Below are 20,974 nucleotides of genomic sequence, written 5' to 3'. Positions count from 1 at the left end.
TCACCGCAATGAACGGTTTTGACCGGTAAACAACACGTTTCGCGTCTTGCGATCATGCTCGTCGGCGTAGAACCCTGTTGTCCACGATGCCGTGGAAACACGGCAGTTGGGGGGAAGTACCGGTCGCGCACCGGCGGGGCGGAACAGTCCCCGCCCGGTTCGGACGCCTAGGGGGGCGTCCCGCGCCGCGACCGGAGCATCGCCGTTGCCTGCCCTGCTCACGGTGAGTCAGGGCATGGTCACAGCGGCATGCCATCGAGCCGCCCCCGACGGCCCTGGGGAGGTCCGTCGGGGGCGGAAGGACTGACGAAACACGCGCTGAGCCGCGTGTGGGGGGATGACTCATGACGGATGATCCGTCACGGACCACAAGACCCGGAACCGTCTCGCACCGGACCGGCCGGGACGCGCAGAACCGTCCGGGATACGACTACGAGCACTACAGCAGACTCGCCGGCCCGCTCACCCAGCCGCCCGCCGACCGGCCCTACACCGTGCGCTACCGCTCGCTGCTCTCGCAGGAGCCGCACCGGATACGCGCCGCGCTCATGCTGGGCGCTGCCCCGCTGCTCTCGCTCGTCCTGCTGCTCTGGCTGCTCCAGCCGGACCACTGGACCGAGCGCGACCACCCCGCCCACGACTTCCTGCCCGTGCTGGACACCGTCATGCTGGTCTCGATCGGCCTGATCGAGTTCTTCCGCTGCATGAACGTGCTGTCCAACGCGCACGCCACCCTCGTCGCCCGCGACCCGGTGCCGGTGGTGCCCGAGACCGGCACCCGCGTGGCCTTCCTGACCTCCTTCGTGCCGGGCAAGGAGCCGCTGGAGATGGTCACCCGGACCCTTCGGGCGGCCGTTCGGCTGCGGCACCGGGGCCTGCTGCACGTCTGGCTGCTGGACGAGGGCGACGACCCGGCCGTCAAGGAGGTCTGCGCCCGGCTCGGCGTCCGCCACTTCTCCCGCAAGGGCGTGGCGAAGTGGAACCAGCCCTCGGGCCCCCACCGCGCCAGGACCAAGCACGGCAACTACAACGCCTGGCTGGACGCGCACGGCGACGGCTACGACTTCTTCGCCTCCGTCGACACCGACCACGTCCCGCTCCCCAACTACCTGGAGCGGATGCTCGGCTGGTTCCGCGACCCGGACGTCGGCTTCGTCATCGGCCCGCAGGTGTACGGCAACTACGACACGTTCGTCACCAAGGCCGCCGAGTCGCAGCAGTTCCTCTTCCACGCCCTGATCCAGCGCGCCGGGAACCGCTACGGCGGCCCGATGTTCGTCGGCACCTCCAACGCGGTGCGGATCGGCGCGCTGAAGCAGATCGGCGGGCTCTACGACTCGATCACCGAGGACATGGCCACCGGTTTCGAGATGCACCGCACCACGAACCCGGCCACCGGCCGCAAGTGGAAGTCGGTGTACACCCCGGACGTGCTCGCGGTGGGCGAGGGCCCGAACGCCTGGACCGACTTCTTCACCCAGCAACTGCGCTGGTCGCGGGGCACCTACGAGACGATCCTCAAGCAGTACTGGAAGGGCGTCTTCACCCTGCCGCCGGGCAAGCTCTTCAACTACACCATGATGATCATCTTCTACCCGATGTCGGCCCTCAACTGGATTCTGGCCGCCCTGAGTTGCGCGCTCTTCCTGGGCCTGGGCGCCTCGGGCGTGAACATCGACCCGACCGTCTGGCTGATGCTGTACGGCAACGCCTCCGCGCTGCAGATCGGGCTGTACGTCTGGAACCGGCGGCACAACGTCTCCCCGCACGAGCCGGAGGGCTCCGGCGGGGTCGCGGGCATGATGATGTCGGCGCTGTCCGCGCCGGTGTACGCCCGCTCGCTGCTGGACGCGGTGCTGCGCCGCGAGAGCGGGTTCGTGGTGACCCCCAAGGGCGACTCCGCCAGCCCGGACACCCTGTTCGGGACGTTCCGCGTCCACTGGTTCTTCATCGCGGTCTTCGCGGGCTCGCTGACCGCGGGCCTCACGCTGGGCCACGGCCACCCCGCGATGATCACCTGGGCCGCCTTAGCCCTGCTGATCACCGCCTCACCGATCCTCGTCTGGCGGTACACCCTGGGGCGGGAGCCTGCCGGGGTGCGGGAGGCCGGGCCGCGGGAGGCCGGGCCGCGCGAGTCCGCCGCCGTCGGGGCGGCCGGGCCGGAGCCGCTGCCCGCACCGCGCGTCCCCGCCCAGCGCACCGCCTCGCCACCCTTGGGCGACGACGGGAACGGGGACGACGACGGCGAGCAGACGCTGCGGATCGCCCTGGGCGGGCTGGGGGGCCGTAAGGAATGAGGGACTTCACCGGCCGCCGCCGCGCCCGCCGACTGGGGATGAGCGCGGTGGTGGTCCTCGCGCTGGCCGGGATGAACGGGCCGTGGCTCTACCGCTTCAGCACCGAGCGGTACCACCAGTACAAGATCGACAAGCCGGAGTACAAGGCCGCCAACGGCCGCTGGGAGACCGTGGAGTTCCCCGAGGAGTACCGCCAGGACACCATCCACGCGGCCCTGCTGCGCACCGGGAAGGTGCTGCTGGTGGCGGGGTCGGGCAACAAGCAGGAGAACTTCGACGCCAAGAAGTTCGACACCCGGCTCTGGGACCCGGTCAAGGGCACGATCAAGAAGATCCCCACGCCCAAGGACCTCTTCTGCACCGGCCACACCCAACTCGCCGACGGGAGGCTGCTGATCGCGGGCGGGACCAAGCGGTACGAGAAGCTCAAGGGCGATGTGACCAAGGCGGGCGGCCTGATGATCGTCCACAACGAGAACCCCGACCGCCCCGTCACCCTGCCCGCCGGCACCCGGTTCACCGGGAAGAGCAATGGCCGCACCTTCGTCTCCAGGGACCCGGTGCTCGTCCCGCGCGCGAAGAAGGTCTTCGACCGCGCGGGCAGGTTCGTGCGCAACGACCCCGGTCTCGGCCGGATCTACGTCGAGGCCCAGCGCAGCGGCGCGAAGTACGAGACCGGCACCCAGGACAACTACCGGGTGCGCGGCCTGACCGGCGCCGAGGCGCGCAACACGTACGGCATCGCGCAGAAGCTGGCGCTCGACAAGAAGGACTTCCAGGGCATCCGCGACGCCTTCGAGTTCGATCCGGTGGCCGAGCGGTACATCGAGGTCGACCCGATGAAGGAGGCCCGCTGGTACCCGACGCTCACCACCCTGTCCGACGGCAAGGTGCTCAGCGTCTCCGGGCTGGACGACATCGGCCAGTTGGTGCCGGGCAAGAACGAGGTCTTCGACCCGGCGACGAAGAAGTGGACGTACACGCGGAAGGTCAGGCAGTTCCCGACCTACCCGGCGCTGTTCCTGACGCAGAGCGGCAAGGTCTTCTACTCGGGCTCCAACGCCGGCTACGGACCGGACGACGTGGGCCGTAAGCCCGGCATCTGGGACGTGGACACCAACGAGTTCACCGAGCTGCCGGGGCTGAGCGACCCGGACCGTCTGGAGACCTCGGGCACGGTGCTGCTGCCTCCGGCGCAGGACGAGCGGTACCTGGTGGTCGGCGGGGGCGGGGTCGGGGAGTCCCGGCTGTCCAGCAGGAAGACCCGGCTGATCGACCTCAAGGCGCGCGCTCCGCACTTCGTGGACGGGCCCTCGCTGGCCAAGGGCACCCGGTATCCGCAGGCGTCCGTGCTGCCCGACGACACGGTGCTGGTGTCGGGCGGCTCGCGGGACTACCGGGGGCGGGGTGACTCCGACATCCTCGAGGCGCGGATCTACCACCCGGACAGCGACAGCTTCACCCGCGTCGCCGACCCGCTGGTGGGGCGGAACTACCACTCCGGGTCGATCCTGCTGCCGGACGGGCGCGTGATGTTCTTCGGCTCCGACCCGCTGTACGGGGACCGGGCGAACACCGAGCCGGGCAGCTTCGAGCAGCGGATCGAGATCTACACGCCGCCCTACCTGTACCGGGAATCCCGCCCCTCGCTCGGCAAGGGGCCGGAGAGCATCGCGCGGGGCGGGTCGGGGACGTTCACCTCGCAAGCCGCGTCGAGCATCCGGAAGGCGCGGTTGATCCGGCCGAGCGCGGCGACCCATGTGACGGACGTGGACCAGCGGTCGATCGCGCTGGACTTCACGGCCTCCGGGGACCGGATCACCGTGCGGGTGCCTTCCAACCGGAATCTGGTGCAGTCGGGTTGGTACATGCTGTTCGTGGACGACGAGCAGGGGACGCCGTCGAAGGCCCGGTGGGTGCGCGTGCCTTAGCGTTCAGGGCTGAGGGGCGCAGGGCTCAGGGCTCGGCGTTCAGCGGCCATCGGTCAGGTCCAGGGCGTACTCCGGCCACCAGGCCCCCGCCTTCGGGCCGCCCTTGCACTCGCCGTCCGACTCCCCTGGTCGTTTGATCCACAGGTAGGCGTCGGCCAGGGGGTCGGCCGTGTTCGTGGTCGGGGTCTCGCCCAGGGCCCGGCCCGGTGGGTTGCACCAGCGTTCGGCCGGGGCGCCCTGGGTGTAGGGGCCGTTGCCGTTGCGGCTGGTGTCCACGACGAAGTGCTTGCCGCCGACCTTGGCGGCGAGGCGCTTGCCGTAGGCGATGGAGTCGGGCGTGGAGTAGAAGTTGGAGACGTTGACGGCGAAGCCGTCGGCGTCCTCCACGCCCGCCGACCTCAGCGGCTCGAAGATCTGGTCGGGGTGGCCCCAGCCCGCGTTGCCCGCGTCCAGGTAGACCTTGGTGTTCTTCAGGGACGTGAGCGTGGTGACCGCGCCCGCGAGGAGGTCGTAGCGCTCCTCGCGGAACTCCTCCGGGGTGCAGCCGTCCACGAGGTGGAGCAGGGCGTCCGGTTCGAGGATCACGGTGGCGGGGCGGTCCCCGATGCCGCGCGCGACCCCGGCGAGCCAGGTCCGGTAGGCGGCTCCGTCGGCCGCGCCTCCTCGCGAGTACTGGCCGCAGTCGCGGTGCGGGATGTTGTAGAGCACCAGCAGGGCTCCGCGGCCGGACTTCGCGGCGGCCTCGGTGAACCCGCGCGCCTCCCCCTCCGGGTCCTTTGGGCCGAGCCACTCCCCCACCGGCTGCTCGGCGATCTCCCGTATCCGCTCCGCCTCGGCCTTCCTGCCGGCCTTCTCGTAGGCGGCCACCTGGCGGGCGGCGTTGCCGTCGGGGTTGACCCAGTAGGGGGACGCGGGCCGCGGGGTGACCGGTGCTCCCCCGGCGCCCTCGTCCCCTGCGGAGCACCCGGCCGCCAGCAGTGCCGCCCCCAGCAGCACCGCGGACACCCCGGCCCGTCCCGCTGGACCGGCCCCCCACTTCCCGTACATGCGGTTCCCCCCTGGGCACGTCTGTTCCGGAGGGCCAATCGTGGCATACCGGCCGTGCCGGACATGGGGAGATGTGGAAGTCAACGCCCTTTGTCCGCAGGGGTGTTCAGGCACCCGTGCCGGTGAGGTACGCGGAGACGACCACGTTGGCGGTGTAGGTGCGGCTCGTCCGGTCGTAGGTGCCGCCGCAGGTGATCAGGCGGAGCTCGGCGCGGCCGGGGTGCCGGGTGCCATAGGCGCGTTCGGCGTCGAAGTGGTCGGCGGGGAGCACCTCGACGTCGTCGATGGTGAACCGGGCGACCTTGCCGTCCGCGCGGACCACCCGGACGGTCTCGCCGGGTGTCAGGGTGCTGAGCCGGTAGAAGACGGCGGGCCGGGTCTCGGTGTCGACATGGCCGACCAGCAGCGCGGTCCCGGCCGCACCGGGTGCGGTTCCGGCGCCGTACCAGCCGACCACCCCCGGCTGATCGAAGGGCGGCGGGTCGATGCCGCCCCGGCTGTCGAGTCCGCGCGACATCACCGGTGCCTGGATGGCCAGTTGGGGGATGTCGACGCGCTGCGGGGCGGATTCGGGCAGCGGGGTCGCCGGGGCGGGCAGGGTGATGCCGCCGAGTCCGGCCACGTCGCCGTGCGCGGTGCCGGCCGGGTTGTCCGGCAGCCCGGTCACGTCCCGTCCCCAGAGCCAGAGTCCGAGCAGCAGCACGGCCCAGGCCACGGCCGTGATCAGCCGGCCGGTGGCGGCGGTGTGCCCTCGCTCCTCGGACATGAAGGCGCCCGCTCAGCCGTTGCCACGGCTCCGGCGGGCCCGGAGCGCGCCGACCGTGACCGCCGCGCATCCGGCGAGGGCCAGCCCGGTCAGGGCCTGGGCGGCGCCGGGGCCGGAGCCGGTGGGGGCCACGGTGGCGAACAGGGTGCTGGTGTCGGCACCGCCACCGGCGGCCGTGCCGCCGCCGCCCGCGTGCACCGGGGCGACCGGGGAGGGCCCAGTGCCGGGCTCGTCGTCGGAGTCGGGGCGCGCGCCCAGCGACGACTCGTCGACGCTGATCCGGCCGGTGAACGAGTAGTCGGCGCAGGTGACGCGCACGTCGTAGGCACCCGCCTTGAGGGAGGTGCGGACGCGGGTCTCCCCGGAGAGGTCGCCCTGGCCGCCGGTCAGCCGGGCGTCCGAGACGAACGCGCTCGACACCGCCGTGCCCTGCGAGGCCGTGCAGCCGCGTACCCGCAGCGACACGTCGGTGCCAGGAAGGGGGACGGCCGGGGCCACGGTGAGCCCACCGGTGCCGTGCGAGCCGCCGTCCGCAGCGTGGGCCGCCGGGGTGAGCGCGGCGGCGGCGAGGATCGAAGTACAGAGAGTGAGGCGAAGTGAGCCCATCGTGAACCTCCAGATATTGGGAGGTTCCCCCGTCCGGTGTGCTTCCGCATCCGCGCGGGGCGTCCGGCTGCTCCGAACGGGTGGGAACGGGTTTGGGGATTCCGGCAAACCCCAGCTCAGACCAGGTCTACCAGGTCCGCGATGGAGTCGACGACCTTGGACGGACGGTACGGGTACCGGTCGATCTCGTCCGCCTGGGTGACCCCGGTGAGCACCAGGAAGGTGCGCATCCCGGCCTCCAGGCCCGCGAGCACGTCGGTGTCCATGCGGTCGCCGATCATCGCGGAGGTCTCCGAATGGGCTCCGAGCACGTTGAGCCCGGCGCGCATCATCAGCGGGTTGGGCTTGCCGACGAAGTACGGCTTCTTCTTGGTGGCCGCGGTGATCAGGGCGGCGACCGATCCGGTGGCGGGCAGCGCGCCCTCGGTGGAGGGGCCGACGTTGTCCGGGTTGGTGGCGATGAACCGGGCGCCGTCGTTGATCAGCCGGACCGCCTTGGTCATGGCCTCGAAGGAGTACGTCCGGGTCTCGCCCAGGATCACGAAGTCCGGGTCGTGGTCGGTGAGGATGTAGCCGACGTCGTGCAGCGCGGTGGTCAGTCCGGCCTCGCCGATGACGTACGCGCTCCCGCCGGGCCGCTGCTCGTCCACGAACTGGGCGGTGGCCATCGCGGAGGTCCAGATGTTCTCCACCGGCACGTCCAGGCCCAGCCTGCTCAGCCGGGCGTGCAGATCGCGGGCCGTGTAGATGGAGTTGTTGGTCAGCACCAGGAACGGCCGCTCGGCCTCGCGCAGCTTCTTCAGGAACGCGTCGGCGCCGGGGATGGGCACACCCTCGTGGATGAGAACGCCGTCCATGTCGGTGAGCCATGACTCGATGGGCCTGCGGTCTGCCATGCGTACGTCCTCCTGCGAGTGCTGCCGACGGCTGACGGGTCCAGCGTAGTGAGGCGGGCGTGGCCGTGGGGCCTGGGGGGCCGGAGGGGCTGGGGTGCCGGGTGAGGTCAGCGGCGTCTGCGGACCAGGAGCAGCGCGGTGCCGCCGAGGACGAGGAGTACGGCGGCCGCCGTGAAGAGGCCGCGTGACAGGCCCTGGCCGGTGTGGGCGAGTTCGGCGGCCTGCCGGCCGTACTCCCCGTCCTCGCCGTACTCGCCGTACTCGCTGTCCTCGCCGTCCTCGCCGTCCTCGCCGTCCTCGTCGTCGGTGGGCTCGGCGGGGTCTACGGGCGCGAGGGGGGCCGCGGGTACGGCCTCCGTGGCGGAGGGGTCCTCGGCGGCCGGGGTGACGCCCGCCTCGGTGGTGTCGGGCGCGCGGCTGGGGTCCACCGGGGCCGAGGTGCCGTCGGGGTCCGCGAGGTCGGCCGGGCCTGTGGTCGGGCCCGGCTCGTCGGTACGGGACGGCAGGCCGGGGTCCGCGGAGTCGGCCGGGTCGCTCGGGCCGGGGGTCCGGCCTGGTTCCCCGGTACCGGTCGGCGCGTCGGGGCGGCCCGGCCGGTCCGGCTCGCCCGGGGGTACGGGGCCCTGCGTGCGGGCGGGGTCGTGCTGCCCGTCCGGTCTCCGCTCGGGCGCCTCGCCGTCGATGTCGAAGACGTAGTCGCCGGACTCGCCCACCCACTCCCCGTCCTGGCCGCGCCGCTGGACCAGGGCGGCCTTGGCGGTGACGTGGTCGGCGAAGGCGTCGGAGGTGATCATCAGCCGGAGCCTGACGGTGACCGTCCCGCCGGGCGCCACGGTGTACCCGTCGAAGCCGTCGGCGCCGACCACGCCGACCAGTTCCTGCTGATCGGTGCTCTCCAGCCGGACCGGGCGGCGCCTGCGGCCGTCGTAGAAATCGAGTTTGGCCTGCGACGGCCGCAGAAGACGCTCGTCGTCGACGAGGACCACGACCGGGTGGACACCCGCGCACGCCTGCGAGCCGGTGTTGACGAGGTCGATGTACCAGGTGCCGGGCGCCCCGCCGGCCTCGTAGCCGTCGGGACCGCCGTGGATGCGGGTCTCCAGCGGGAAGGAACCGTCGTCGCCCGCCATGCAGGGGGCGACCGCGGCGGCGGGCGACACGGGCGTGAGCGCGGCGACCGCGACCAGGCAGAGCGAGGCGGACACGGAGGCGGACGCCGAGGAGCGGGACGTGGACGACCGGGACGAGGACGGCAGGGACGACAACAGGGCCGAGGACAATCGCATGAACACATGAACATGCCGGATACCCGCCCCCGACCCCCGCGCCACTCCGGCCCCGCCCCCATCTCCGCCCGATCAGTGGACCGCCGCTGCGCCAACCGGCAGGTCGGCTCCCACGGGCGTCCTCAGCCCTCCGCCCGCCCGAACACCGGCGCCAGCAGCAACTGTCCCGCCCCCACGGCCACGACCCGCTCCCCGCCCGGCGCCGGCCGGACCGGAACCGTGTCACCGGGCAGCCCCTCGCGCCGGGCCCGCGCGGCGAGGATCCCGGAGACCCCCTGGACGTAGGCCCTGGGCGCCGAGGCGATGGTCCGCCCGCCGAGCAGCACCCGGTCGATGTCCAGCAGCCCCGCCAGATTCCCCGCGCCCACCCCCAGCACCCGCGCCGCCTCCGCGGTGTCCCCGCGGCCGGCGGCCGCCAGGCACAGCACCTCCAGGCACCCCCGGTCGCCGCACTCGCACGGCGGCCCGTCCAACTGGATCACCTGGTGCCCGAACTCCCCGGCCCCCGTACGCGCCCCCCGGTGCACACTGCCGCCGATCACCAGGCCGGCGCCGAGCCCCGTACCGAGGTGCAGGTAGGCGAACGAACCCCGCTCGCCCCCCGCCGCCAGCCCGAGCGCCGCGGCGTTGGTGTCCTTGTCGACGACCACCGGCACCCCCAGCCGCCCGGCGAGCGCGTCCCGCAGCCCGAAGCCCTCCCACTCCGGGAAGCCGGTCACCCGGTGCAGCACCCCGCCCGTGTGGTCCAGCGGGCCCGGCAGCGCGACCCCGACCCCGAGCAGCGTCCCGGCGTCCGCGAGCCCGGCGCCTCCCAGCACCTCCGTGACCAGTGCGGTCACCTCGGCCACGACCAGGGCGAGCACCGTCTCGGCGCCGCCGCCGAGCCCGGTCTCACCCCGCCGCTCCCCCACCACGGTGCCGTCGAGATCGAGCAGCACCACCCGCAGTTCGTCGCGGTCCAGATGCACGCCCACCGCGTGCCCCGCCTCGGGGACCAGCCGCAGCACGGTGCGCGGCTTGCCGCCGGTGGAGGCCCGGCGTCCGGCGTCCGCGGCGAAGCCGTCCTCCCGCAGCCGCCCGGTGATCTTGCTGACGGCCTGCGGGGTGAGCCCCGTGCGCTCGGCGAGTTCCAGCCTGCTGATGCCCTCCGCCCCGGCGCCGCGCAGCAGATCGAGCACGAGTGCGGTGTTGTGCGACCGCACCGCGAGCAGATTCGCCCCCGCCGGGTTGCTCCTCGTCCTGTTCACGTGTCCATTCTCCCCGGCGCTTGCACTTTGGCAACAGCGTTGCGAAAGTAGGAGGCATGACTGGTACACCCCTCCGCGTCGGCCTGATCGGCTACGGCCTCGCCGGCTCCGTCTTCCACGCCCCGCTGATCGCCGCCACGGACGGCCTCGTCCTGGACACGGTCGTCACCTCGAACCCCGAGCGCCAGGAGCAGGCCCGCGCCGAGTTCCCGGACGTCCGCGTCGCCGCCACCCCCGACGAGCTGCTCGAGCGCGCCGGTGAGCTGGACCTGATCGTCATCGCGTCCCCGAACAAGACGCACGTGCCGCTCGCCACCGCCGCGATCAAGGCGGGGCTGCCGGTCGTCGTGGACAAGCCGATCTCCGGCACCGCCGCCGAGGCCCGCGAACTGGCCGCCCTCGCCGACGAGCACGGGGTGCTGCTCTCCGTCTTCCAGAACCGCCGCTGGGACAACGACTTCCTCACCCTGCGCAAGCTGGTGGCCGACGGCGATCTGGGCGACGTCTGGCGCTTCGAGTCCCGCTTCGAGCGCTGGCGCCCGCAGCTCAAGGGCGGCTGGCGCGAGTCCGGCGACCCGGCGGAGATCGGCGGCCTGCTGTACGACCTCGGCAGCCACGTCGTCGACCAGGCGCTGGTGCTGTTCGGCCCGGTCACCGAGGTGTACGCCGAGGCGGTCGTCCGCCGCGACGGCGCCGAGACCGACGACGACACCTTCCTCGCGCTGACCCACGCGAGCGGCGTCCGCTCGCACCTGTACGTCTCCGCGGCCACCGCCCAGCTCGGCCCCCGCTTCCGGGTGCTCGGCTCGCGCGCCGGCTTCGTGAAGCACGGCCTGGACCCGCAGGAGGCGGCGCTGCGCGACGGCGCCCGCCCCCACACCGAGGCCGCCTGGGGCGTCGAGGAGGAGTCCCTGTGGGGCCGCCTGGGCGCCGGTGAGTCCCCGGTCACCGGCGGCGGCACCGCCGTCGAGACGCTGCCCGGCGACTACCCCGCCTACTACGCGGCCGTGGCCGCCGCCGTCCGCGGCACCGGCCCCAACCCGGTGACCGCGCTGGAGGCCGCCGAGACCCTCGACGTACTGGAGGCGGCCCGCCGCTCCGCCCGCGACAAGGTGACGGTGACCCTCTGATGACGCAGCCGCAGACCCCGAGCGTGGCGGACCTGGAGGCGCAGGAACAGCGCCTCACGTTCCGCACCTTCACCCACGACGACGCCTGGGCCCTCGGCTCCCTCCTGGTCGAGCTCGGCCGGGAGCGGCAGGCGCCGATCGCCGTCGACATCCACCGCGCGGGCCAGCAGCTCTTCCACGCGGCGCTGCCGGGCTCGACCCCGGACAACGACGCCTGGATCGGCCGCAAGCGCCGGGTGGTGGAGCGCTACGGCTCCGCGTCCTACCTGGTCGGCTCACGCTTCCGCGCCAAGGGCACCACCTTCGAGGAGTCGTCCCGGCTCGACCCCGATCTCTACGCGGCGCACGGCGGTTCCTTCCCGATCATCGTGGAGAACGTCGGCGTCGTCGGCTCGGTGACCGTCTCCGGTCTGCCCCAGATCGAGGACCACCGTCTGGTCGTCGAGGCGCTGGAGCGGTTCCTCGGCGAGTGATCCGCGCGCGGAATCCCCGCGCGGCTCCCTCCGGTTGGGCCTGACGTGCACGACGATCGACGGCACGACATCCAGCCGGAGGGAAGGACCCGATGAGCGACTCGACGAGCAGCAGCATCTCCAAGGCGGAGATCGGCCGGTACGGCGTATGGAGCCTTGGCCTGCGCAGTGAGGACCCGAGCCGGCGCGGCGAGATCGAGGAGGCGGCGGCCGAACTCCAGGAACTCGGCTACGGCACCGCCTGGCTCGGCGGCAGCAGCGCGGCCGTCAACGCCCTGCCCCTGCTGAAGGCGACGGACCGGCTGATCGTCGCCACCAGCATCCAGAGCATCTGGCAGTACGACGCCGAGGAGAGCGCGGCCGGGTACGTCGAGGTGGACGCCGCGCACCCCGGCCGCTTCCTGCTCGGCCTGGGCGTGAGCCACGCCAAGCTGGCCGAGCAGTACCGGCGGCCGTACTCGGCGCTGGTCGACTACCTGGACGCGCTGGACGCGGCCGGTGTCCCGGCCGGGCGGCGCGTCCTGGCCGCGCTCGGACCGAAGACCGTACGACTGGCCGGCGAGCGCTCCCTGGGGGCGATCCCGTATCTCGTCACCCCCGAGCACACCGCGCGGGCCCGCGAGATCCTGGGCCAAGCCCCGCTGCTGGCACCGGAGTTCGGTGTCGTACTGGAATCCGATCCGGCGCGCGCCCGTGAACTGGCCCGCGCCCACCTGGACATGTACCTCCAGCTCCCCAACTACACGACCAACTTCCAGCGCCTCGGCTTCTCCGAGGACGACCTGCGCGACGGCGGCAGCGATCACCTGATCGACTCGCTGTACGCCTGGGGCGACGACGACCGCATCCGGGACGAGGTGAACTCCTTCCTCGCCGCGGGCGCCGATCACGTCGCCCTCCAGGTCGTGCAGGCCGGGTCCCCGGAGGACCTGCCCCGCGCGGCCTGGCGGAGGCTGGCGGACATCCTCGCCTGACCGTCCCGTCCTGCGGCCGCTCACGACAGCACCGCCCGCTCCACCGCGCTCCAGGTCGTGCTGGTGACGACGTAGAGCGCGGCGGCCAGCGGGACCACGGCGACGGTGACCAGGGTGAAGAAGGACAGGAACGGGGCCACCTTGCCGACGGCGCCGAGGCCCGGCACGGAGTCACCCGCCGGGGCCGGGCTCTCGGCCACCGTCCGCCTGGCCCGCCGGTAGTTGAAGGTGGCGACGGCCGCGACGACGGCGAAGAGGACCAGGTAGACCAGGTCGGCCGTGCCGAAGATCCCGCCGCCGACCGCGTCGGCCCAGTGGCCGCCGAGCGGGGCGGTGAGCAGGTCGTGGCCGAGGAGGGCGTTGGGCTCGTCGCCGATCGTGGCGTTGGAGAACAGGTGGTAGAGCAGGAAGAACGCGGGGAGTTGGAGCAGGCCGGGCAGGAGGCCGGAGAGCGGGGAGACCTTCGCCTCGGTGTGCAGCTCCAGCACCGCCCGCTTGAGCCGCTCGGGGTCACGGGCGTGCCGCTCGCGCAGTGCGGCGATCCTCGGCTGGAGCGCGGCGCGGGCCCGCTGTCCCCGGGCGGCGGCGCGGGCGAGGGGGTGGGCGGCGAGTCTTACCAGCGCGGTGAACAGGACGATCGCGGCGGCGGTCGCGGAGGCGTGGAAGAACGGCTGGAGCAGGTCGGCGAGTTGCTCGACCAGGCGGGCGAAGACGGACATGGGAGGCCCTCCGTACGGGGTGGCGTCGTGCCGGGTGCTGGATGCGGCCGGAGAACGGCCGATGGCAGGACGACCCGCGGTGGGGCGGTGAAGGATGGTGTGCCGTGGTGAGCCGGAGGCTCCCAGGCAGGCCCTACGCGCAGGTCGTCAGCAGGACCCGGCCCGGCGCCCGGGGGCGGCGGCGCCCCCTCGCGTCGGGGTCGCGCTGCGCCAGGAACGCCGTACGACGGGCCCTGTCGCGTATCGCGGTGCGCACGCGCGTCGGCGGGACGGCCGGGACGCGGAGGGCGGTGAGGAGGGAGCGGAGGGCGAGGGCGGTGCCGGCGGCGGTGGTCGCGGCGAGCGCGAGGGCGGTGGTGAGGCCGCCCGACCCGAGCAACGCGGCCTGGAGCAGCAGCGACTGGCCGAGGACGAGGAGGACGAGCAGGGGCAGCAGGCCGCGCGTCGCGACGGAACGACTGCTCATCACCGACGGCACCCCCTTCTCTCCACTCACCCCGGCCCCATGACTACGGGCTGTACAAGCCCGTTCACCCCGTACAACGCCGGATGTCACGGGCCGGTTCCCGATCTTCGCCAGGAGTTGGAGGAATCTCCCCCTCAGGCGCCCTCCTCCGCTGTCACCCCTCGGCAGTACGGTGTCATCCATGCGCCCCGACACGCCTGCCGAGAACGTCGACCACACCGCCGAAGCGGCACGCCTGGAGCGGACCGCCGGCCTGTACCCCGAGGACGCGGAGGCACTGCTGCTGCGCGCCGCGGCCCACCTCGAACTGTCCGGCGACCGCCCCGCGGCGACCGCGCTCTACGACCGTCTGCTGTCCTCCGCCGGCCCGCTGGAGCATCCGCAGCTCGTCCGCGCCCTGAAGGCGGCGAACCTCTGGGAGTACGGCCACGAGGCCGAGGCGCGAGCGATCATCGACGGCATCCGCATGGCCGCTCCGCGGGATGCGGCGCCCTGGGTGATCGTCGCGGAGTCGCTGGAGTCGCACGACGAACTGGAGGCGGCACACGAGACGTTCCACGCGGGCGCGGTCCTGCTCCTGACGGACGCGCCGGAACCTCCCTACGCCACCCACCCCCTGCTCTTCGGCCGCCACCGCGTCCGCCGCATGCTGGGCCTGCCCCACGACACCTGGGACGGCCTCGCCGACACCCTCCATACCTCCCCGGTCTCGCTTGACGAACTCCACGACCCCAAGCGGGTCTGGTCCCTCGGCTCGGAGAACCCGGCGGAACTGGAGGCCGAACTCTCCCGCCTGCGCGCCGAACTCTCCACGGCCCGCGAGGCGTTGTCCCGCCCCTACCCGGTGGCGGTCCTGCACTGGCCGTCGACGGAACTGACGGAACTCCTCACGGCGTACCCGGCCCTGTCCGAGGAGTACCCCTCCCACCCCCACCACCTGGCGACCATAGAGACGTCCCTCCGCGAACTCTCCACCTCCGGCACCCCGAACCTGGGCATCGTCACCGGCACGGTCCCGTCGTACGAGGCGTTCGCGGCATCGGAGGGGGCGTCCCCGGCCGATCCTTCCCTCCTCCCGCAGTACGCGACGACGCTGGCGGCGCGAGGGCTGGCGGTGGCTTGGCCGCCGGGGCGGGGGGCGGGGTGTTGGTGCGGGTCGAGGGAGTCCTACGGGGCGTGTCACGGCTCCGACGCCTGAACCCGAACGGCCGCAGCCCAAGCCTCCACACCTCGCTGAGGCCGCCGGCCCGGTGCACCGGGCCGGCTCGTGGTCCGGTCACCCTGCTCGGCGGCCCAGGTGCGCGGTCCTGAACGTGGAGGCCGACAAGATCCCCCCGCTTCGCCCCCAAGCGGGTGCCTACCTCAGCATTCTCGCTCTCATGGCGGACACGACACGCATTACGGTCACGCTACCGACCGATCAGGTCGCCGAACTGCGCAAGCTAACCGACAACGGCTACGTCGCCGGAGCCGTGGCCCGGCAGTTGTGGCACCAGATGCTCGGCGCCGACCTGGAACGCCACCCGAAGGAACACGGGGCCTTCATCGAGGAGGAGCTGACCCAAGCCCGCTCCACGATCCTGGGATCGGCAGGCGGCGGAGGGGCAGCGAGCGCGGCGTGAACGACGCATCGAAACCGTGGGCGCGGACTCCCTCGACCCCGTGGCCGAGGACGCGGCAAGGGCCTCTGCCGAGCTGCTCAAGGCAGCGGGGCCGCACGGTCATAAGCACGCGACCGTCGCGGAGATGGCGCTACGCCAACCAGGACCCGTGGCCATGGTGACCTCCGATGTCGACGACACGGCCCGCTTGTGCGGGGGACCGTGTACGCCTCATCGGTATCTGATCGGGGGCGCGACGAGCCGCGCCGCACGGGACCGCTTCACGGGCTTATGGTCTGGCCAGCACAGCTCGCTTCAAGCCCCGATGGGCTTGAGCTGGCTACAGACAACAGGTGTCGCGTTACACACTGTTGGTGTCCCAGCGCCCAAGGTAGCCTGCCAGGTGACCGGTGATGGCATGACCAGGTGATACACGGGGGGACCGTGAGGCAGCGCGATCTGCGAAAACATTACGACGGTCTCGCAGCCGAATATGACGAACACTGGTTCTACGGACCGGAGTACATCCCGTGGATGTCTGGCCGGATCGCGGAGGCACTTCGACTCAGCGCCGCCAACCGGATCGCCGACATCGGCTCCGGAACGTGCCTTTTCACCAGAGAAGTAGCCAGGCAACTACGGCCACTCCAGCCCATCCTGTGTATCGACCCCTCTGAGGCCATGCTGCGAGGGCTGGGCACCCCGCCCCCTCCCGCGTTGATGCCGGTCGTCGCCTCCGCGGAAGACATTGCCGAGAGACGCGCTTCGCTGCCGTACGAGCAGTTCGACGCGATGTGGCTGAAGGAGTCGGTGCATCATGTGACCGACCCGGCTCGCACATTGCGAGGCCTTGCCGAAAGGCTGGCTTCGGGCGGCCGACTACTGGTGATCATGCTTCCGGCCACCATCCAGTACCCCTTGTTCACAGCTGCCCTTGCCCGCTTCGAGGAACTCCAGCCGGATCCGGCCGTCGTCCAAGGGCATCTGAGCGACGCAGGACTGGAGACCCGGCTCGAACACGTCGAGCACGAACTGCGCATCGACAGGGACAAGTACCTCGGCATGGTCCGTGCCCGCTATATGTCTGTGCTCTCCACTTTCAGTGAAGGTGAGATCGAGGAAGGCATCGACGAGATGCGAGCCGCTCACCCGGAGCCCGTACTGGTCTTCCCAGACCGGTTCGCGTTCATCCTCGGCCGACGACCAAAGGAGAGCGCATGAGCACCGTCGTCGACAAACGGCTGCGGCGTCTTCGGAGAGAACTCGACGACCATTCGCGGATCGCTGACCGGCTCGGGCTCGATCTGGAACGCCCGTTACGGTCTCTCAACGACGGCTATCCCGAGAACGCGGTCGCGCTGGTCGGAAAGCTGACCGAGAAGCTCCTCAAGGAACTGTGGCGTCACCACGACGTCGAGGGTGATCCCTCTACCAAGGCGCTCAACGACCTTGTGAAGCGTTGCCGTCCGTACATCCGCAGCAGCGCGGTTCTCGATGCACTCGATGACATTCGGCGTTTGCGCAATCGCTCCACACACGACGGGTACGACATCAGCGATGAGGACGGGCTGCTCGCGGTCCGCCGGCTCGTGGACGTCCTGGTCTGGTTCACCAATACCGGCAGTACCGCCCTGCTCGGCGGCGAACCCGATGTAGCCCCGGAAGTAGCACGCCGTTGCGAGTTCCTGGCCGGGCTTCATGTCACTCTCGGCTACAGGCAGGCCAAGCGGTTCGTTCTCAGCCCGGACACCGTGTACCTGCTGTTCTGCCGTGAGGCGGGGATGCGGCTCGAGTACGTGGAGCTGATGCTCTCCCGGGATGCCGACGACCTGGACACCGTCCTTGCCTCTCACGGCGGCGAGCTGCTCCGCACCCGGTTACCCAAACTCACCCGGTTCGTCGTCGTGGACGACGACGGCGGCGCGCGCCCCGGAGCCCTGCATCAACTGCTGGGCATCGACTTTCGGATCGTGCGGTACGACGGATTCGTCGACACCATCGTCAACCTCGAGACCCATCTCGCCGGGCTCGCCGACAGCACCGCTCCCGAAATCGCAGACAGGACCACGCCCGAGCCCCGGGTCGCCGTCGCCGCTACGGCCCTCAGCACCGACGCACGCACCGGCGAAGCAAACGTGACGGAGTCCGGTGACGCAGCCGAACTACTCACCCGGCTCGCACGCGGAAGCGCCAACGTCCTCGTCACCGGCCGACCGGGCAGTGGGAAGAGCACCCTTCTACGCGCCCTGGCCGGAAATCCGGAGGTCCGCCGCTTCCGCTTCTACTTCGACCTCGGCCTCAAGCCGAAGGACGAGCCCTTCTCTGAGTACGCAGCCCGCCTCCTGGCTCCGGCCATGGCGTCCGACCGCTCCCGTGCATACGACCTCTTCCTGTACCTAATCCGGTCAGGGACTGCGCTGTGCGTGCTCGACGCCGTCGACGAAGGTGTGGAGGAACCGAGCCCCGCCGGGTTCCTGCGCCTGTTCACTGACCTCGCCGCCGTACTGTCTGCGGAGTCGGCGGTCGTCATGAGCTCCCGGGTCTCCTTCCTCGCGGACTCGCCCCAGGTGCGCCAACTGCTTGACAGCGGAGCCGGACGCTCCGAGCAGCTGGTCGAGCAGATGTACGCGAACGGCGTCGACCCTTCCCGGGTCCCGCACTTTCACGTCGTACGCCTGACCGAGCCTGCGGCGACGCCGCTGGTACGGCGCCTCACCGCGCAGCTCAGTCTTCCCACGGGACAGCCGCTCGCGGACATCCTTGGCGCCCATCTCACGCGGACTCTGGTCGAGCACGAGCGACCCGAACTTGAGCAGCGCCTGCCCGCCGCATTCGGGCAGGCATTCCTCACCGACCGGACCGTCTTCTCCGTGCTCGACCTCCATGGCGCTCTGGGTGCCGACGCCTTCACGAACAGACGCCTCAACCCGGCAGCCTGCGTCCTTGCTCCGCTGCTTCGCCCCGCGGGAACCGACCGGGTCGCCTTCGTGCACACGGCATATCAGGAACTGCTGGCTGCCCGGTATCTCACCGACCCGGCGAACCTGGGCGCGGCGGCGGATTTGCCCGGCGGTGCCTTCCTGACGGAGCAGGTGCGCGCCTTCCTCGCCAGCCTGTCCGGCGGAAGAAAAGTGCGCGACGACTGTGTGTTGCCTGCCGGGGCCTACCTAGTCGGCCCGGCCGAACGACTGCTGATTCGCCGCGTGGAGCGCCCCGTTCGCTTCGACCGCCACGCCGTTACCGTCGCCCGCTACCGACGCTTCCTCAACGCGCTCGCCCCGGACGGCACCTCCCGGTGGGACCACCCGGAGCAGCCGGCCCATGTAACCCACCGGCCCTGGAGGGACCGACTACGCCATCACGACTACTACGAGAATCCGCGCTACGACCATCACCCTGCGATCTGCGTCAACTGGTGGAGCGCGTACGCCTTCGCTGCATTCGACGGGAAGCGGCTACCCACCTCCCTCGAATGGGAGGCTGCCGCGCGCGGGGCCGACGGACGGCTCTTCCCGTGGGGCGACACTCCGGACAACAGCCGAGTCAACTGCGCCGACACCTGGGTCGGCCACCCTGTCGTGACTTACCAGGCTTGGTACCGGGACTTCGCGGATGACGCCGTCCGGCATGCCGGTGCCACCCCGTCCGGCGAACGTCCCGGCAACCGCTCCCCATTCGGCGTGCTGGACATGGTAGGTAACTGCTGGGAGTGGACCGCCACCAGCCTGGACGACCCCGCCGAGGCCGTAATTTGCGGGGGAAGCTACGACAACCCATTACGCGCAGTGCAGACCAGCACCAAAGGCGTCTACCGCAAGCGCGGTGGAAGCAACGCGGTGGGATTCCGCTGCGTGCAGGACGTCGACCCGACAGACACGCCCGCCATGGCACGGGCAGCCGACCCGACCGGAACGGAGGAAACGACGGCATGAGCGGCGGCTTCAGCAGCGGCGGCGGACCACGGCACGGGACCATCGTCGACCGGCGGCCGAGCGGTGGAGGGCCGAGCGGCGCCCTCGGCTCCTACATCGTCCGGGACGACGAGGACGAGCGGTACTACGGCTTCGACTACCGGCAGATCGTGACCGAAGGGTTCCGCACCATCCGTACCGGCGAGCGGGTGCGCTTTCACATCAGCGCCAAGAGGCCCGACCGGGCGGAGTTCGTAATCCGCCTCGACCAGCCCGACCCTGCTGAGTACTACCGGTGACCGGCAATGGCGTACCACTGCTCGACGACGTCACAGGAGCCCGCCAAGAGCTCACCGTCGTCCTGCCCGCTCGACTGCGCCGTGCCCCCGACTGGCCGGAGGGCCCGTTCCCGTTCGAGCTCGGCAGCCGCCGCACGGACACGCCGACGCGCTCCACGTACTTCGCCCCCGCCTCCGCCCGGGCGCTCTACGGCGCCCCCGGGCGACCGCGCCGCTGGCATCTTCCCCTCGATATCAAGCACGACGGGTTGCACCTGCTCGGCTTGGAAGTACTCCGTGCAGCCACTACCCGAGATCCCGAACACGCCCTTGCCGTCATGCACTTCAGTGTTGAGGGGCCGCTCCTGCCGGTACTGCGGACCCTGGGCGGACGACGGCCGGCCACCGTGGACGAGTTGCCCACTGGACTCACCGGGCCGTTCGACCCGGCTGAGCTCCTCGAAGGCATCGCCGACGTCCGGGACTCCGCCGCGCCCTTCGCCGTCGCCCGCCCGTACACCATCGCCTTCCTGACCCCGACGGCACAGCACACACCGACGCTCCGCAACAGCACGACAGGGAAGCTGCCCGCCACGGCAGACCACTGGCTGTGGCAACTGGCCTCCCGCTCCACTCCGGCCGACTTCCCGCTAGCCCCGGAAACCGCTGTCGAGCAGTTCAAGGACGCCGTACGCATCTCCGCGGACTGGAGCGCCCTGGTACTGAGACAGGGCGCCGCGTTTCTCGGCCACCGACCGGACACCGGCGAAGGCGACTTCTACGAGTTCGGTGCCCTCCACTCGCGCACCGTCTACCTCGACGCCCTGTTGCTTGGCTCACTCCAGCGCGACCACATTGATGAACTAACCGACGAGCTCTCGGACGTCTTCACCTCCCCTCGTCGCCTAGCCCGTCGGGTCGCCAGCCTGGAACGCAGCATCGCGCTCTTCCGCAGTGGCTACTGGCGCCAGCACCTCACCGCCCACGGTCCCGCCAACGAGCTCCTTCTCGCCTTCCAGAACCAGCACCGCCTCCCGGACCGCTTCAACGAAATCCTCGCCGAAGCGGCCGACTACAGCAGGCTCGTGCAAACCCAGGAGAGCCAGCAGATCAGCGGCGCCCTGGGCGTCCTGACAGTCCTCGGCCTACCTCTCGGTACTGCGCTGGGCATCCTCCAGGCCCTCGACGACCACACGGTCAGCCATCTGCTCCTGGCACTCGCCCTGTCGGTGGCAGCCACGGCAGCCGTTATGACCACCCGGTACGGCCGGCTGGTGCTGTCGTCCCTGCGCGGCGGGGAGAGTAGCGACTGAGCCCTGAATGCCCTGGCCGACCTGATCCAGGCA

19 protein-coding genes and 1 pseudogene are annotated in these 20,974 nt (G+C 71.2%); 12 read left to right on the top strand and 8 right to left on the bottom strand.

Features of this window, described 5'->3' with window-relative positions; genetic code table 11:
• Positions 1 to 344: 344 nt before the first annotated feature.
• Together HEK131_RS04370 and HEK131_RS04365 are read left to right on the top strand one after the other, a co-directional pair.
• Positions 345 to 2,297: a glycosyltransferase family 2 protein gene (locus HEK131_RS04370; RefSeq protein ID WP_244333729.1), complete on the top strand. Its 1,953-nt coding sequence runs from the start codon at positions 345 to 347 to the stop codon at positions 2,295 to 2,297.
• Positions 2,294 to 4,228 carry a kelch motif-containing protein gene (locus HEK131_RS04365; protein ID WP_244333728.1) on the top strand — a complete coding sequence of 645 codons (1,935 nt, stop codon included), beginning with the start codon at positions 2,294 to 2,296 and terminating at the stop codon, positions 4,226 to 4,228. The genes HEK131_RS04370 and HEK131_RS04365 overlap by 4 nt, the downstream gene beginning before the upstream one ends.
• A 39-nt stretch (positions 4,229 to 4,267) precedes the next feature.
• Here the strand turns inward: HEK131_RS04365 and HEK131_RS04360 are convergent, their stop codons facing one another.
• The 6 genes from HEK131_RS04360 to HEK131_RS04335 all read right to left on the bottom strand — a co-directional run bounded on the left by HEK131_RS04360 (position 4,268) and on the right by HEK131_RS04335 (position 10,076).
• Positions 4,268 to 5,275, bottom strand: a complete 1,008-nt coding sequence (locus tag HEK131_RS04360) for a glycoside hydrolase family 6 protein (RefSeq protein WP_244333727.1) — start codon at positions 5,273 to 5,275, stop codon at positions 4,268 to 4,270.
• 106 nt (positions 5,276 to 5,381) lie between these two features.
• The gene (locus HEK131_RS04355) at positions 5,382 to 6,041 is read right to left on the bottom strand and encodes a class F sortase (RefSeq protein WP_244333726.1); all 660 of its coding nucleotides are present in this window, start codon (positions 6,039 to 6,041) and stop codon (positions 5,382 to 5,384) included.
• Positions 6,042 to 6,053: 12 nt separating this feature from the next.
• The gene (locus HEK131_RS04350; protein ID WP_244333725.1) at positions 6,054 to 6,647 is read right to left on the bottom strand and encodes a hypothetical protein; all 594 of its coding nucleotides are present in this window, start codon (positions 6,645 to 6,647) and stop codon (positions 6,054 to 6,056) included.
• A 116-nt stretch (positions 6,648 to 6,763) separates the two neighbouring features.
• Positions 6,764 to 7,543 carry an HAD-IIA family hydrolase gene (locus tag HEK131_RS04345; protein ID WP_217463177.1) on the bottom strand — a complete coding sequence of 260 codons (780 nt, stop codon included), beginning with the start codon at positions 7,541 to 7,543 and terminating at the stop codon, positions 6,764 to 6,766.
• 107 nt (positions 7,544 to 7,650) lie between these two features.
• Entirely contained in the window at positions 7,651 to 8,829 is a 1,179-nt protein-coding gene (locus tag HEK131_RS04340; RefSeq protein ID WP_244333724.1) for a hypothetical protein, read from the bottom strand.
• A 122-nt stretch (positions 8,830 to 8,951) separates the two neighbouring features.
• The gene (locus HEK131_RS04335) at positions 8,952 to 10,076 is read right to left on the bottom strand and encodes an ROK family transcriptional regulator (protein ID WP_244333723.1); all 1,125 of its coding nucleotides are present in this window, start codon (positions 10,074 to 10,076) and stop codon (positions 8,952 to 8,954) included.
• A 56-nt stretch (positions 10,077 to 10,132) separates the two neighbouring features.
• Here HEK131_RS04335 and HEK131_RS04330 point away from each other — a divergent pair, with 56 nt between their 5' ends.
• From HEK131_RS04330 to HEK131_RS04320, 3 genes are all read left to right on the top strand, one after another.
• Positions 10,133 to 11,206: a Gfo/Idh/MocA family protein gene (locus HEK131_RS04330; RefSeq protein WP_217463180.1), complete on the top strand. Its 1,074-nt coding sequence runs from the start codon at positions 10,133 to 10,135 to the stop codon at positions 11,204 to 11,206.
• A complete protein-coding gene (locus HEK131_RS04325; protein ID WP_217463181.1) occupies positions 11,206 to 11,679 on the top strand; it encodes a heme-degrading domain-containing protein in 474 nt (157 codons plus the stop codon). Before HEK131_RS04330 ends, HEK131_RS04325 begins: the two co-directional genes overlap by 1 nt.
• Positions 11,680 to 11,771: 92 nt before the next feature.
• Entirely contained in the window at positions 11,772 to 12,653 is an 882-nt protein-coding gene (locus HEK131_RS04320) for an LLM class F420-dependent oxidoreductase (protein WP_244333722.1), read from the top strand.
• Positions 12,654 to 12,673: 20 nt separating this feature from the next.
• Here HEK131_RS04320 and yidC read toward each other — a convergent pair whose 3' ends face one another.
• Together yidC and HEK131_RS04310 are read right to left on the bottom strand one after the other, a co-directional pair.
• On the bottom strand, positions 12,674 to 13,372 hold the full coding sequence (gene yidC / locus HEK131_RS04315; RefSeq protein WP_244333721.1) for a membrane protein insertase YidC: 699 nt from the start codon (positions 13,370 to 13,372) through the stop codon (positions 12,674 to 12,676).
• 133 nt (positions 13,373 to 13,505) lie between these two features.
• A complete protein-coding gene (locus HEK131_RS04310; protein WP_244333720.1) occupies positions 13,506 to 13,838 on the bottom strand; it encodes a DUF6412 domain-containing protein in 333 nt (110 codons plus the stop codon).
• A gap of 181 nt (positions 13,839 to 14,019) precedes the next feature.
• On the opposite strand from HEK131_RS04310, the gene HEK131_RS04305 reads away from it, so the two are divergent.
• From HEK131_RS04305 to HEK131_RS04275, 7 genes and pseudogenes are all read left to right on the top strand, one after another.
• The gene (locus HEK131_RS04305; RefSeq protein ID WP_244333719.1) at positions 14,020 to 15,036 is read left to right on the top strand and encodes a hypothetical protein; all 1,017 of its coding nucleotides are present in this window, start codon (positions 14,020 to 14,022) and stop codon (positions 15,034 to 15,036) included.
• A 181-nt stretch (positions 15,037 to 15,217) separates the two neighbouring features.
• Entirely contained in the window at positions 15,218 to 15,460 is a 243-nt protein-coding gene (locus HEK131_RS04300) for a hypothetical protein (RefSeq protein ID WP_244333718.1), read from the top strand.
• Between the two features lie 31 nt (positions 15,461 to 15,491).
• A pseudogene (locus tag HEK131_RS04295) lies at positions 15,492 to 15,684 on the top strand (DNA-binding protein); the annotation flags it as partial.
• 199 nt (positions 15,685 to 15,883) lie between these two features.
• On the top strand, positions 15,884 to 16,660 hold the full coding sequence (locus HEK131_RS04290; protein ID WP_244333717.1) for a class I SAM-dependent methyltransferase: 777 nt from the start codon (positions 15,884 to 15,886) through the stop codon (positions 16,658 to 16,660).
• Positions 16,657 to 19,371, top strand: a complete 2,715-nt coding sequence (locus HEK131_RS04285; protein WP_244333716.1) for an SUMF1/EgtB/PvdO family nonheme iron enzyme — start codon at positions 16,657 to 16,659, stop codon at positions 19,369 to 19,371. The genes HEK131_RS04290 and HEK131_RS04285 overlap by 4 nt, the downstream gene beginning before the upstream one ends.
• A complete protein-coding gene (locus HEK131_RS04280) occupies positions 19,368 to 19,649 on the top strand; it encodes a hypothetical protein (RefSeq protein WP_244333715.1) in 282 nt (93 codons plus the stop codon). Before HEK131_RS04285 ends, HEK131_RS04280 begins: the two co-directional genes overlap by 4 nt.
• Positions 19,646 to 20,941 (top strand): hypothetical protein, encoded by a 1,296-nt coding sequence (locus HEK131_RS04275; protein ID WP_244333714.1) that lies wholly within the window; start codon positions 19,646 to 19,648, stop codon positions 20,939 to 20,941. Before HEK131_RS04280 ends, HEK131_RS04275 begins: the two co-directional genes overlap by 4 nt.
• Positions 20,942 to 20,974 lie beyond the last annotated feature (33 nt).

The organism is Streptomyces seoulensis (assembly GCF_022846655.1).
Lineage (GTDB): Bacteria > Actinomycetota > Actinomycetes > Streptomycetales > Streptomycetaceae > Streptomyces.
Note: the sequence above shows the minus strand (reverse complement) of the source record. Positions and strands in the feature narration are given on the sequence as shown.

Bases quoted from the DNA above. Each gene is read 5' to 3' on its own strand.
- HEK131_RS04370 (WP_244333729.1), top strand. From the start codon at position 345: ATGACGGATGATCCGTCACGGACCACAAGACCCGGAACCGTCTCGCAC.
- HEK131_RS04365 (WP_244333728.1), top strand. From the start codon at position 2,294: ATGAGGGACTTCACCGGCCGCCGCCGCGCCCGCCGACTGGGGATGAGC.
- HEK131_RS04360 (WP_244333727.1), bottom strand. From the start codon at position 5,275: ATGTACGGGAAGTGGGGGGCCGGTCCAGCGGGACGGGCCGGGGTGTCC.
- HEK131_RS04355 (WP_244333726.1), bottom strand. From the start codon at position 6,041: ATGTCCGAGGAGCGAGGGCACACCGCCGCCACCGGCCGGCTGATCACG.
- HEK131_RS04350 (WP_244333725.1), bottom strand. From the start codon at position 6,647: ATGGGCTCACTTCGCCTCACTCTCTGTACTTCGATCCTCGCCGCCGCC.
- HEK131_RS04345 (WP_217463177.1), bottom strand. From the start codon at position 7,543: ATGGCAGACCGCAGGCCCATCGAGTCATGGCTCACCGACATGGACGGC.
- HEK131_RS04340 (WP_244333724.1), bottom strand. From the start codon at position 8,829: ATGCGATTGTCCTCGGCCCTGTTGTCGTCCCTGCCGTCCTCGTCCCGG.
- HEK131_RS04330 (WP_217463180.1), top strand. From the start codon at position 10,133: ATGACTGGTACACCCCTCCGCGTCGGCCTGATCGGCTACGGCCTCGCC.
- HEK131_RS04325 (WP_217463181.1), top strand. From the start codon at position 11,206: ATGACGCAGCCGCAGACCCCGAGCGTGGCGGACCTGGAGGCGCAGGAA.
- HEK131_RS04320 (WP_244333722.1), top strand. From the start codon at position 11,772: ATGAGCGACTCGACGAGCAGCAGCATCTCCAAGGCGGAGATCGGCCGG.
- yidC (WP_244333721.1), bottom strand. From the start codon at position 13,372: ATGTCCGTCTTCGCCCGCCTGGTCGAGCAACTCGCCGACCTGCTCCAG.
- HEK131_RS04310 (WP_244333720.1), bottom strand. From the start codon at position 13,838: ATGAGCAGTCGTTCCGTCGCGACGCGCGGCCTGCTGCCCCTGCTCGTC.
- HEK131_RS04305 (WP_244333719.1), top strand. From the start codon at position 14,020: ATGCGCCCCGACACGCCTGCCGAGAACGTCGACCACACCGCCGAAGCG.
- HEK131_RS04300 (WP_244333718.1), top strand. From the start codon at position 15,218: ATGGCGGACACGACACGCATTACGGTCACGCTACCGACCGATCAGGTC.
- HEK131_RS04285 (WP_244333716.1), top strand. From the start codon at position 16,657: ATGAGCACCGTCGTCGACAAACGGCTGCGGCGTCTTCGGAGAGAACTC.
- HEK131_RS04280 (WP_244333715.1), top strand. From the start codon at position 19,368: ATGAGCGGCGGCTTCAGCAGCGGCGGCGGACCACGGCACGGGACCATC.